Here is a 13,249-nt window from a genome sequence, read left to right on the forward strand (position 1 = left end):
ACTACTCCTTCATTATGGCTTCAATATAAAGCGCAGGTGAAGCCAGAACCTCGCCAGCCTGCGATACATAAGTATACACATACTCCGCTCCGATCCCCATTGCAATCACAAGCAGCAGCAGGCCGGCAGCCACAGCCGAAGCAACCTTCAAGCTCACCTTAGGCTGCTCTTCCTTGGGTTCATTTCCCCAGAAGGCCAGCCTGAACACCTTCATCAGGGAGAACAGCACCAGAAAGCTTGATCCCAGACCAATGAGGGACAGCGTCAGCATCCCCTCGGACAACGCTCCACGGAGGATCATAATTTTGCCGGCAAAACCGCTAAGCGGCGGAATCCCCACCAGGGCGAGCGCCAGAATAAAAAACATCCAGCCGAGGAGCGGATACTTTCTGATCATCCCGCCCATACTGCCTAGCCGGTCAGTTCCGGCTGCGGATATAATCATCCCGCCCAGAATAAACATAAGTCCCTTGGCCAGCATATCGTGCAGCAGATAGAAGACTGCCCCATTCATTGAATCTGCAGTCCCTGCAGCAAGCCCAAAGGCTACAAATCCAACGCTGATAATGACGTTATAATTCAGAATCCGCGGGATATCCCTATAAGCCACTGCCCCCATGCTGCCCAGGATCATGGTAGCAGCAGCCATCCAGGCGATCCAGTCATGAGTGAAGCCGGGATCGTTCACGAACAACAACGTGAAGGTGCGGATGATTGCATAGAGTCCTACTTTGGTCAGCAGGGCACCAAACAACGCTCTGACAGCCGCCGGAGGTGCACTGTAGGACCCTGGAAGCCAGAAGAACAGGAATAGTCCTGCCTTCAGGGAGAATACAATCAAGAACAAAACAGCAATCACATTAAGCACGCCGCCTTGTCCCGCTTCAGCGATACGCTGGGACAGGTGGGCCATGTTGAGCGTTCCTACCGCTGCATAGAGATAAGCTACCGCAGCTACGAACAGTGTCGAGGATACGATATTAATAAGCAGGTATTTTGACGTTTCTCTTAGCTGAAGCTTGGTCCCACCGAGTGAGATGAGCGCATAAGAAGAAATCAGCATGACCTCAAAAAAGACAAACAGGTTGAAAATATCCCCCGTAAGAAACGAGCCGTATACCCCGACCAGCAAAAACTGAAAGAACGTATAGTAATAGAACCGCTCCCGCTGCTCTCCAATACTGCTGAAGGAGTAGCACAGAATCGCAAAACTGACGATCGAAGCCATCGTTACCAGCAATACAGCAAACATATCACCCACAAAGACAATGCCATACGGAGGAGCCCAGCCCCCCATCTGCAGGGTCAGTATGCCCTCGGAGTGGACACGTGTAACCAGCAGCACCGCAATCAGAATGTTAAGCAGACCGCTGAGCGCACTAATCACGCGCTGAAGCCGGATCTTCTCTTTGAGAAAAATCAGGATGACAGCCGTAGCAAGCGGAATGAGAATCGGGAGCACCAATAGATTACTCATTCGTTGTCCTCCTTAATGCTGTCCATTTCATCAGTACCCCGCGTCTGATATGACCGGTATGCGAGTACGAAAAAGAAGGCTGTGACCCCAAAGCTGATGACAATGGAGGTTAGAATCAGCGCCTGCGGCAGCGGATCAACATAGGTATCCGCCTTGCCTAGTACAGGGGCTGCCCCCCTTTTGAGCCCGGCCATCGTGAGCAGCAGCAGATGGACTCCATGCGTCAGCAAGGAGGTTCCCAGCACAATGCGCAGCAGGCTTTTGGAGAGAATCAGGTAAACACCGATCATGAAAAGAATTCCGACCGCTACCGCCATTACGAGTTCCATTTCTTCTCCCCTCCGATCGATAAAATGATGGTCATCGTCACGCCGACTACAGCCAGGAATACACCAAGGTCAAACAGGACGGCAGTCGCCAGCTCCGTATCGCCAAGTACTGGCAGATGGAAGTGGCCGAACGTGTGACTTAGAAAAGGAGCGTCAAACAGGAATGAACCTGACGCTGTCAGAATAGCCAGCATGAGCCCGGAAGCTGTAAGCAGCCGGTAATTCACAGGGAGCACCTTACGTACCTGATCCATTCCAAATGCGATTGCAATGAGTATAAGCGCAGCAGAAGCCATCAAAGCCCCGATAAAACCTCCCCCGGGATGATTATGCCCGGCAAAGAACAGATACAGGGAGAATATCAGAATGACAAGGACAATCCCCTTGGAGATCGTCTGTAGAATCACATCATTGCTGCGCAGCGGCAATAGTTCTGTCTTGGCGGGCTCCAGCGGCGGCAATTCCGTCTCCATTCTCAGATGAATCAGACCATAAATGGCCAGTGAGGCGATGCCAAGCACCATGATTTCAAACAAAGTATCAAACCCGCGGAAATCTACCAGGATGACGTTGACCACATTCTTGCCGCCAGCCCGGTTGTAGCTTTCCTTCAAGAAAAACTCGGAGATCGGTTCAAAAGGACTGGTACCCATAGCCGCCAGAGCAATCAACGTCATCGTGATACCAGCTCCAGCCGCAATAATCAGATTGGGCAGCTTAAAGCGCAGAGGCTCCTTCTGCTTCTTCAGCTTCGGTAAATACCGGAAACAAAGAAGGAACAGAATGACCGATACGGTCTCTATAATCATCTGTGTGAGTGCAAGATCCGGTGCCCGGAAAAGAACGAAGAGCAGCGTCACCATATACCCCACACCACCGGTGAAAAGAATCGCGCTCACACGTGACTTGGCAAATGGAACTGCAAAGGCAGCCAGCAGCATGGCTGCTACAACAGCCAATTCATAAAAAGACAATGAGGCATACTGATCCATACCAAAGCTAATGCCCTGCTGCCGCAACAGAACTGTGAGTAAGGAAATGATGAAAAAGCTGAAAATATAGAGCAGGTAATGGCGACCCGAACCAGTCATATAAGCATCGGTTAAGCGTCTTGAACCATTCTCGAGCAGTCTTAACGAGAAGTCATACATACGGCTCAGTGCATTGGTTCCGCCGGCTTCACGGTCTAGAACACGTAACCGGGTATAGATTCTAAACAACAGCGTACCTGCTGCTATAACACCGAGGGTCATGAAGATTTCTGGTGTCCATCCATGCCAGAAATGAATAGAAACCTCAAAGGCTTCTTCCGGTGCGAGCAGCCCCGTATGAATGGAAGACATCGCCGGTTCAATCAGCGTGGCAGAGACCAGATCAGGGAAGAAAGCGAACACTACTGCAAGTGAAATCAGAATCACGGGTGACAGTAAGAGACCCAGTGGAGCTTCATGCGGAACTTTATCCAGTTTGTCTTCCCTCAGCTTGCCGCGGAAGGTCTTGAAGACAAAGATCATGCTGTATACAAAGGTAAATACACTGGCAATCCAGGCAATCACCGGAAAGAGCTGTGTCCAGTATCCTGAGCTCAGGATGTCAAACTCCCGGATATTGAGTACAGAAGTGAAGAACATTTCTTTACTAAGGAATCCGCTGAATGGCGGCAATCCGGCCATAGAGAATGTCCCGATCAATGCGATAGAGAAGGTGACCGGCATGAGAGACATAAGCCCTCCAAGCTTGCGCAGATCACGGGTACCCGTCTCATGGTCAATGATGCCCACAACCATAAACAGACTGCCTTTAAATACAGCATGGTTAATGAGATGAAAGAGCGCAGCTGTAGTAGCCATCGTATAGAAAACCGCATCCCCCGTACCGGTAAAGAAGGCTGCCGCCGACCCGAGTCCTAGCAAAGACATGATCAAGCCGAGTTGACTGATCGTGGAGTATGCAAGTAAGGCCTTGAGATCGGTTTGCCGGATGGCTTTGAACGACCCATAGATCAGAGTTACCAGTCCTGTGACAGAAACCAGCCAGAACCACTCGGATTGTCCGGCATACAGCGGGGTGAGCCGCGCTACCAGATAGATCCCCGCCTTAACCATGGTCGCCGAGTGAAGATACGCACTGACCGGAGTCGGCGCTTCCATGGCATCAGGCAGCCAGATATGGAACGGAAATTGGGCAGATTTCGTAAAGGCTCCCAGGAGAATAAGCAGCATGGACGGGATAAACATTCCACTTTCTGTCAAGGTCCCTGCCTGTGCAATAATCTCGCGGATACTATAGGTGCCGGTCATTACATATAGCAGATTGAATCCGGCAAGCATCGCCAGACCGCCGAACACCGTGATCAGCATGGACTTCATTGCTCCATAGGAGGATCTTTCCCGGCGGTGCCAGAAGGCAATAAGCAGGAACGAAGATATGCTCGTCAGTTCCCAGAACCCATACAGCACCATCAGATTATCTGACAGCACCACTCCTAACATTGCTCCCATAAACAGGAGCAGGTATATATAAAACTGGCGGATCCCCTCCATGAGCTTATCGAGATAATAAATCGAATAAAGCACAACCAAGGCACCCATTCCGGTAATCAGCAGGACAAAGAGCAAGCTGAGCCCATCCAGTACCAGCGAGATATTCACCCCAAAGGATGGCATCCAGGTGATACTGTTCACAATAGGCTCTCCCGCCCGGATGGCTGGAATTCTCGTCAGGAAATAAATAAAGAGAGCTACGGGAAGGGGCAGAGCGATCCAGCCCAAGTGAAACCGTTTATTTTGCTTCAGCAGCAGCATTAGCGCAGCCAGCAAAAACGGAAGCAGGATAATCATATGCAGCAAGGCTTAAGCCCCCTTTCTAGTTTTGTATAATCCTCTTAACGGGGCTTCACCCATTCGTTCTGTACAATTCTCAAATATTGCGCTTCACCGTTGCTGACGATTTTGAACAGGCCGGTATTGAAATCTGTATCGAGCTCACGAAAGAAAACCCCCTTCATGGCTTCATCCCCATCCGGTTCATCCATAAGGATATGGCGGTCGCCCTCTTTGACCAGATAAGCAGAGAACCCTTGCTCATGGGACTGCTCGAGCAGCTCCGGATACCGCTGTACCGCAACGATATGAAGATCAATCGGACCCATCCGCTCCAGCAGCTCATTAATGAAGCTTCCCCGTGTAATCTCCTGCCACAGCGTTTGGCTTGACTGTCCGAGTACAATTTGTGTTATTTTGTTATCCTTTGCAGTCTCCACAATCACATCAACCGTTTTTTTGCCGTTACATTTGCGGATCACAAATTGTCCGCCAGCCTCCTTGGTCTGATTCTCCCAGCCAGACAAGTACTGCTGCTTCTCCCTGTTGTATTCATTGTCCCCGGATGCATCTACAGTGAGTACCATCAGCGGGGCATTGAGCAATCTGGCCAATTGTCCTCCCCGCTGTATCAACCGCTGCCCGTGCGGCCCATAATGCACACACACCATGATGCTCTCATTGTTCATTTCCATTTCCATTTCAAACCCTCCACAGCAGTAAATTTATTCCAGGTAAAAAACACAAAAGGAGCCCGCTGTTGGCAGGCTCCTCCGGTTAACTCCGTATACAATTATTGCAATTATATAGTCACCCAAGGAGAAAGTAAAGGCAATTTGCGGTGAATAATCATGGAAGCCTCAGGGGAGCCTGTGTAAAAAGGAGGAATTCCCCATTAGCTACTGCTTCATTTTTATTTCTTCCCTTTGATTATCCCCGGTATAAATTCGCAATATGCACCCCCTAGCACGAATGGGTGCAGCACATAAGGAAATAACTATGAAAAGGGGATCTTTTCGGTTCAAGAATTTGATCGAGGGGGACTTATGATTATAAATATTTACTTTTATATTTTGATTGCATTCATATTACCTTGGATTATTAGCATCCATTATCTAAAAAGAAAACCTTCGCCTTTTATCACTTATGTACCCGTTGTATCTAGCATTGCGATGTTAATGAATATAATCGGTTTTCACTTCGATTTTTGGAAAATCGAACCTTACGATATCGCTTCCCTTCCGTTTGATTTTGGAATTTATCCTGTATTGAGCTGTTTTATGATAAATAGTATCGATTCAAAAAAGTATTCAACACTAACTTTTTTAGTCTTCTATAGCCTATTGACCACAATAATGGAGTACGGGGCTTTTTCAGTAGGGATAGTCGATTATGGAAACGGATGGAACATTGGTTGGAGTCTAGTTTCTTATTTGGTGGCTTATACAATAGTAATCATCTATAGAAAATTGATAAGCGCATTTGTTTAAATGATGTTCCGAGCTGATAACGAAAACTCATAAAAATAAAAACAGTCCCGATGAAAATAAAAGTCTCATCGGAACTGAACATTAATTACTCAGAACTTAAATAAGTTGTATAAATATACAGATTGTGATTTTTCATTTTAAATGAGAATTCACAGTTAAAAAACCCTTATATCACAAGGGGAACTGTTTCATTTCAGATGAGAAAAGTCAGTCCAACTAGCCGGGCCCTCTCTAATATTTCATTTTAAACGAGAAAACGCACTTTTATGGTTTATGCATCATTTATGAATATTATGCATCATTCTAAATACAAAACAACTTAGGTCGATTTGAGACTTATAATTAATCATCATTTTTGAAATTCGAGTGCAAATAAATTAAAATGTAACAGAATTTATTATAAAATTTTTTTCGACAGTTTGTATGAATATACATTTTTTAAAATATTGATTCATTGATAATTGTTAGTAATTTAAACTGCTTAATACCGGATAAAAAACTTCTTGAATGTCTGTAATAAACGCCGTAATTACGAAAAAAAAACTACGTCTGCCCAATTAACGAACAGATGCGTTTTTTCAAGTCGGCTTAAATAAAGATGGGGATCTCGGCGAAAGCGAAGGCGGTTTGTGCCTTCCTGCAGCCGGGATTCCCATCCCTTCCGTTCATGGAGGTAATCTTCATACTTCACACCACTGAGCCGGTTTAGCAGGTTCTTTTGCTTCAAGGCATCGTCTACCCAAACCACAAATTCGCCACCACGCCAATTATAGCGATTCCAACTCCTCAGACCCGTCATTCGACGGTGACGGGTCTTGGTCTGGCGGAAGAAGCGCTCGTGGTCATTATTTGTTCTGGGTAGGTAGGAGGTATCGTAATAAGCAAACAATCCTGCCCAAAATCCATGGCTGTAGCGCTCAAAATTTTCGACCATTTCACGGTCTTCTTTGCGAGTATTTGTGCGTTTCAATTCGGTACGGAGCCACCGCATCTGTAGGCGAATGCATTCTGCAGTTTGCGGTTTCGGCGCACTCAGAATATGGGCGGCATCGGCCTACTGGTCAAACATCAGAGAGGATGATTGTTATGAAAGGATTTGGGAGGAGATTTTTAATTTTTGGCGTTACCTTAATTTTAATGGTAACCTCAATGGACTACCCGGTGCCACCACCACTGAAGCAGCAAATGCTCCAAGAACAATGGAAAATTTGGGTAGAGGTGTAGTTGCTGTTCGCAACGGGAATAGTGTCTTTGTTAGTTGGCGTTTCCTGGCACTTGATTCTGCAAATATTGGGTTTAACGTTTACCGCATCACAACAGATAGTACAGCCTCTGCACCTTCTACGGCTACTGACGTTGGATACACTCCCATCAAACTTAACAGCACAGTTCTAACAGAAGGAACCAATTTTACAGATAAAACCGCTGATAAGACCAAGAATAATACATACTATGTAAAACCAGTTATCAGCGATCAAGAACAAGAAGCCAGTGCAGTATATACACTGACCGCTAACTCTGCTAATCAACCCGCATTCGTTATTCCACTACAAGGAAATAGTGAAGTCCGTGCCGTCTGGGTAGGAGACTTTGACGGTGATCATGAGTATGATTTCCTTCTTTCTAGAAACACCTCAACAACTCAACAACTAGAGGCAGGTTTGGAATCTTTACATATCTGGTTTCCCCACCCTCCTTCCATCTATAGGTAATATCCCTTATATTGTATTTTCTGTGATGAGTCTTAATTATGTAAGACTCCTTATTTCTAGTCAATTATACTTTTTTTTCAAATCATTCCCTTTAAAAAACAAGAACTTTACATGCAAAAAAGTATAAACATAAACATTTAATTTATAAAAAACTAAATATGCCATGTACATGAGGAAATTTTGAAAGGGAGGTAGCCTGCTTTCCATGGTCTGGATCCTGTTAGCTCCTAAAGTTATAGCTTAACTACAAGAAGATATCATTCTATCTATAAGCCAAGCAGCAGATTGAGGACCCTTCATCTAAGTGGCATTTGTAAAGAGCCCCCTTTGTAAAAGCATTACATGATCTGGCTTTTACTCAAGATTATTTGGGAATGATATTTACCATCATATATCGATCCGCCTTCTCCTCAAGCTTAACGTACATCATTTCCATTTCCTCTCGACGCTTCCCATTTCTTCGTTGTAGTAATCGCTGATCTTGGTGGAATACGCTAATTATGGGATATTCAGGCCGATCATAGATATCTTGATAATTTGGATTAACTCCACTCTGCCGGAAGTATTTAAGTGCTTGTGTTTCCCAAGTTGTTGGACGAGCACTGGGGAACCTTATTAGGTGTCGGAGAATACGATCCCAATCAAGACCAGTTCCGCTATCACGGTTTTCATTAATTTCGGTTAGCAAAAGACGGACCACTGCGAGTGAAGCAAACTTTCCTAAAACCTCGGAATCTTCATGTAAAGGTTGGCTTTTGGGGGTATCTTTTGAGAGAAGAGTATGCGTTCCTACAGCTTCACCAGAAGCACCATTGTCTGAACGTTCATCAAGCACATTCCCCTCGTTCGGTGTCCCATTATGTTCAGAGTCTTTACGAATGGATTCTCGTCGACTGTCATTTAACTCACCTTGTGCTTCAGCAAGAAATTGAATCAAGAATCCGCTACATCCTGGTGTTTGACTGTGCAACGACTCTACCCCTTTGTCAAGGGTAACCGCCTTGCTAAATGAGTTAGCTGCCTGCTGGTTCAGGAATCCCAATTTATGAAAGTACTCTATATTTTTCTCATATATATTAGAGTTCAGTTGTTCAACGTGCCGGACAATTTGGCTTTTTAGATAGTCAGGGTCATTATCCAATCTTGTACGCTCTTCTTTGTTAAACAAGGTCCGAATAAGCACAAGTTCACTTTCTCGGAGACTCCCGGATGTTGAAAGTCCGAGACTAGAACGAAACGCGGCTGGCACTTCGCTCCCCAATTTATCAAATCCCGCTAATAGTGCTTCCATACTCTCGAGGGCCCCAGCCATAGTATGAAACATATCTTTGCTTTCAAAACCACCCGGATAAATTAGATTTAAACTTGATAGGGATTCGGAAGTACTCAAGCGATTCTGGGAGTCATACACGGGATATCGTAGACGTCGCATAAGTTTGCGGCGCCAGCGTGTCTGATTCCCTACATCAGAGTCAATAGCAGAATTCTCAGTACCATACTCATTGTAGCCTCGATAATTTCGATATGCCTTTAATGCATCCTTGGAAAAACGAGCCTTAAATATTTCTTCGGGCTCTACTGAGGAATATTGGCGACGTTTAGTATTCCATAAGTGTAACTCGACAAAGTTTGTATGAAAGAAATAATCTTCCACAGTATGAAGAGCTTTCCCAAAGCCAACAAGGATATCATGCCGCTCCGGACTTTTTTTGGTTAGATTCCGCTTTTCCTTCCAATCTAATTCAAGTTTACTTAACTCTTCAGACAATAGTTGAATGTATTCTTCAACGAATTGGATTATCCCTCTACTACCTCGCTGGTACATCTTGTTAAGAATACGCTGTTCCCCAGACAAGACGTAAGGCGGGTAATCACAATGTTCATGAGGATAGTACTGAGTGAAGAAGTTCCGATAAATTCTGTCAATCTCGGCGGCTGGTATTGGATCAAGTTGCTGAAACTGAGCTGGAAGCATGGATATTAACGCTTCCTTCTTAGGGATATCATCTGAAAAGATCATATGGGTAATACCTAACATGATGTGCTCGAAATATTCGGCCAGTTTCCCATACCTAGAATTAACAGGTGCGTACTTACCCATTAGTTGATCAAGCCATTGATCCGCATCTACAACATCAAGAATGGTATCGGTCAATATGCCGAGAATTGGAATTGATGACAAAATGTCTAAAAAACGGTTTGAACGTTTTGCTTTATTCCAAATGGTGCGCTTGGCTAACATGTGAGCGAATGGATCACGGAACTGAGAAATATCAGTTAAAAAGTTTCCAAGTTCGACGTAGGTGTATTCTTCATCAGGACGTAACAAACCAATTTTCTCCAGAGTATTGTGAAATATCTCAGCATGTCGTAATATTTCTCCCATAGCTCCTCCTTAAGCAGTATCAGTGTTGACGATAGTCAGGTAGTTCTGGGCCAGCTTGTAACCATACCAGTGTTGTTGGTAAAACAACTGTCCATGGATCGCCCTCAGGAACAGCATTTTCAAGATCATCTTGTTTTGCTCTTAACTCTTCACAGAGCCCGATGTAGAGAGGATCGTCAATGACTGGAGCATCACCACCATTCCACAACTCACCAGTCTGTAGGTAGTAAAGTATTGCTTCGTTGTATGCTGGATGTACGGGAATCACAATTCGAGCTGATCCGGCCTGAAGAAATTTTGTAAACAATGGATCATTATCATAGGTATTTGATACCGTCGCCCAATTATCCTTACGTCCCCAAAAATACGGATAAAATAGGTACGTCATCTGTTCCCATTCAAAAGCTTGTTCAAAAAACTGAATAAATCTTCCTTCTGATGCTGCTTCTACAAGGTCAAATTCAGGTGGATTTCCACTCACAGCATTAAATTCTGTATAACGTTGTCCAGTCAACATACTAATTGAATGTTTTTTCAATTCTGTACGCTCGATATCCCGGTTGGTGTTTGGGTTATAGCCGGTTATAACAACTCCACGACGTGCTTCGGCAGCACGTAATTTTTCTTCATACTGAGCCATTGCGGTTGTATAGGCAGATTGAATTAGTTCAAATGTCTTAATCTGCCACTGTCTGAAATGTTCTAAAGATATGTGGCAAATAACAGAAACAACAATCGTGTAGCTATCTATATTCATGGTATTAACAGTAATAGGTAAAAAATTTTCCTCTTTGTTAAGAAACCCACCCATCACTGGCTGATCGAAATATCCTTGAACAAGCCTGCCAATAGTAACAATATAATACTGATCCTTTAGAATCTCAGGATTCATGTATTTAATTACACTCGACGCGACAAAACCAGTCTCTGCATAATATCCCTCAGGTAGCTTTAAATCATTTACGGATTGACTGAACCCTTCTTTCATTTGTAACCCATGCTTATCTAAAGCGTAGCTAACAACTCGCTCGCTAGGAGGTGGTGGTGTTATTCCTTGAACATTGTAATTTCGGCTAAGTATCAGATAGTTCGATTCATTAATATCCGAGGCAGTAATTTCACCTAGTGGAATGGGTTTCGTAACATTTATTGCATTACCCGAGTTATTTGCTTGGGCATATTTAAAGAACGCAGCAGGCTCTGGCACGACAAATTCAAACATCATGCGCTTACCATAGTTGAAAATTTGTGCTTTGTAGTGTTTATCAACCCAACGATACACACCTGTAATGTGTCCTTCCGTACCTATATTGTTGATACTGTGTGTGTTTATTTCTTCAACCTCTTGTATTGTTTTTGTAATTCTCTCTTCGCGAGATTTCTTTTGGATCTTAGCTATGGAACGGTCAAGCACTTCCTTCGAGAAATTCGAGGATACTCGAGCACTATCTCTTGTTGATTGATTATATGCAAAATTAGCATGTGCTCCAAACTTAACAGGACCATAACTGGAACTTACAGTAATACCTGTATCAACCTTCATGTCTGTTTGAATGGTATTCTCAACCTCTTTCTTCAACTCAAAACGATCTGTAGACTGCGTGTCTCTTTCGGTTTCTTCCGTACTCTCCAATTCGATAGTAAGCGATTCTTCTGTCCGATCGTATCGTCGGTGCTTTCGTTCTTTCGACTCCCCTTGCATGACATTTTCAATATGAGCAACTTCGCCGGCTACGTAACGTTCCAGCGTCTGTTTTACAACTTTGAGATCACCAATACCGAGAGGTCTTATCTGTGATCTGATTGACCATGGAAAAGGGAAGTCAGAGGGGGAGGGAATAGATTTCAGTGATTCTAAATTAAAATTTCTATTCATAAAAATCATGGTGCCTGGGATTTTTTTTGCAGCATCCGGAATTTCCTTCTCTATTAAGCGAGGTTCGTAATATAATTGTTCAGTCACAGCAGCTAGTTCTTCATGAATTCGTTTAAGAACCTGAGGCTTATTAAATTGATCAGAGTTTTTACTATTTTCGATCATGACCCGAGCAGTTTGACTTAGAGCTTCAAGGTCTGCTGGGTCAAAAGTAAATGAGGAGCGGTATAATATTTTTTTCAGGTTAGACTTCTCAGTTGTATTTTTAGCTACATGAAATTCATCGAGTTTCTCTTGATCGAGTTCCTGTTCTTCTTGCTTCAGTTCAATTATTGGCTGAAGCATTTGAATCTCTTCGGCTGCCTCATGTAACTCAACATACTTGTCCCAAAGGGCAGAGATATGCTTTTGAATAGTATGATTACGTGTGTTTTTTTCATTGCTACGTAACTGTCCTTCAACTTTTTCAGGTGCAATTCGAACAAACTCTTCAGGAAGAACGACTACTCCCCTATACGCTGCTTGTAGATCTTCTAAGGTCACCATTTCATCATCTTTTGCTAACTTACCCAAGATATGGAATGATTTAAGGCCTTCCATAAGACCTTCCAAGTTTACAGGAGTAACACGGTTAATGAGGTAGAATGCATGTAATCGATCCCATAAATTACACTGTAAATTAAATGCGTAATCGCTTTGGATAAATATTTTAGGACAATCTCCAATCGCATTCTCAATTTGTCTATGGAATTTTTCCGATTCAAAAATCCGTACTTGATTTTCTATGATACGACTTACAGCCACAATTACTTTAAATTTTTTATCCCCTTGGATTTCACTTCCCCAGTTATTTTTATTAACTAGTTCCATTACATGAGGAAGAACTTGTCCAATGTGTGAATTCGGCTCAAGTTCATTAATTAACTTGCCGACTGGAGTTTCATTTAAATGCCTTGAGTCAACGATACGGCTAGAATTTCCATTCTTTTGCTTCGGCTCAGTTGGTGGACGTAATGCCACGAACTTGAAAACGTCATTTTGATTTTTTATTTTATCCAATGCTGAGTGCACCTCCAAATGGTTTAAGATTTTCTCACATAATATAGTCTCCATAATTGGGGGCATTATTCGATAATTGGAATTAATCAAATGAATAA

9 protein-coding genes are annotated in these 13,249 nt (G+C 43.7%); 2 read left to right on the forward strand and 7 right to left on the reverse strand.

The features are described 5' to 3' along the window. Position 1 precedes the first annotated feature (1 nt). The 4 genes from C173_RS12000 to C173_RS12015 are packed head-to-tail and all read right to left on the reverse strand — an operon-like array spanning position 2 to position 5,329. Positions 2–1,477, reverse strand: coding sequence for a Na+/H+ antiporter subunit D (locus tag C173_RS12000; protein WP_036725031.1), 1,476 nt, complete (start codon positions 1,475–1,477; stop codon positions 2–4). Further along, a complete protein-coding gene (locus C173_RS12005) occupies positions 1,474–1,806 on the reverse strand; it encodes a Na(+)/H(+) antiporter subunit C (protein WP_036725033.1) in 333 nt (110 codons plus the stop codon). The genes C173_RS12000 and C173_RS12005 overlap by 4 nt, the downstream gene beginning before the upstream one ends. Continuing rightward, positions 1,794–4,646 (reverse strand): Na+/H+ antiporter subunit A, encoded by a 2,853-nt coding sequence (locus C173_RS12010; RefSeq protein ID WP_036725133.1) that lies wholly within the window; start codon positions 4,644–4,646, stop codon positions 1,794–1,796. Before C173_RS12010 ends, C173_RS12005 begins: the two co-directional genes overlap by 13 nt. A 44-nt stretch (positions 4,647–4,690) precedes the next feature. Then, positions 4,691–5,329 (reverse strand): universal stress protein, encoded by a 639-nt coding sequence (locus C173_RS12015; RefSeq protein ID WP_036725034.1) that lies wholly within the window; start codon positions 5,327–5,329, stop codon positions 4,691–4,693. Positions 5,330–5,674: 345 nt separating this feature from the next. On the opposite strand from C173_RS12015, the gene C173_RS35660 reads away from it, so the two are divergent. Next, positions 5,675–6,118, forward strand: a complete 444-nt coding sequence (locus C173_RS35660) for a CBO0543 family protein (protein ID WP_051477991.1) — start codon at positions 5,675–5,677, stop codon at positions 6,116–6,118. 529 nt (positions 6,119–6,647) lie between these two features. On the opposite strand, the gene C173_RS12025 is transcribed toward C173_RS35660, so the two are convergent. Then, positions 6,648–7,109, reverse strand: coding sequence for a hypothetical protein (locus C173_RS12025; RefSeq protein WP_235191869.1), 462 nt, complete (start codon positions 7,107–7,109; stop codon positions 6,648–6,650). A 10-nt stretch (positions 7,110–7,119) separates the two neighbouring features. Here C173_RS12025 and C173_RS12030 point away from each other — a divergent pair, with 10 nt between their 5' ends. After that, a complete protein-coding gene (locus C173_RS12030) occupies positions 7,120–7,830 on the forward strand; it encodes a hypothetical protein (protein ID WP_036725038.1) in 711 nt (236 codons plus the stop codon). A 364-nt stretch (positions 7,831–8,194) separates the two neighbouring features. On the opposite strand, the gene C173_RS12035 is transcribed toward C173_RS12030, so the two are convergent. Then, positions 8,195–10,216, reverse strand: a complete 2,022-nt coding sequence (locus C173_RS12035; protein WP_036725040.1) for a hypothetical protein — start codon at positions 10,214–10,216, stop codon at positions 8,195–8,197. Between the two features lie 19 nt (positions 10,217–10,235). After that, the gene (locus tag C173_RS32850) at positions 10,236–13,151 is read right to left on the reverse strand and encodes a hypothetical protein (protein WP_051477992.1); all 2,916 of its coding nucleotides are present in this window, start codon (positions 13,149–13,151) and stop codon (positions 10,236–10,238) included. Positions 13,152–13,249 lie beyond the last annotated feature (98 nt).

Source organism: Paenibacillus sp. FSL R7-277 (assembly GCF_000517965.1).
GTDB classification, from domain to species: domain Bacteria; phylum Bacillota; class Bacilli; order Paenibacillales; family Paenibacillaceae; genus Paenibacillus_AQ; species Paenibacillus_AQ silagei.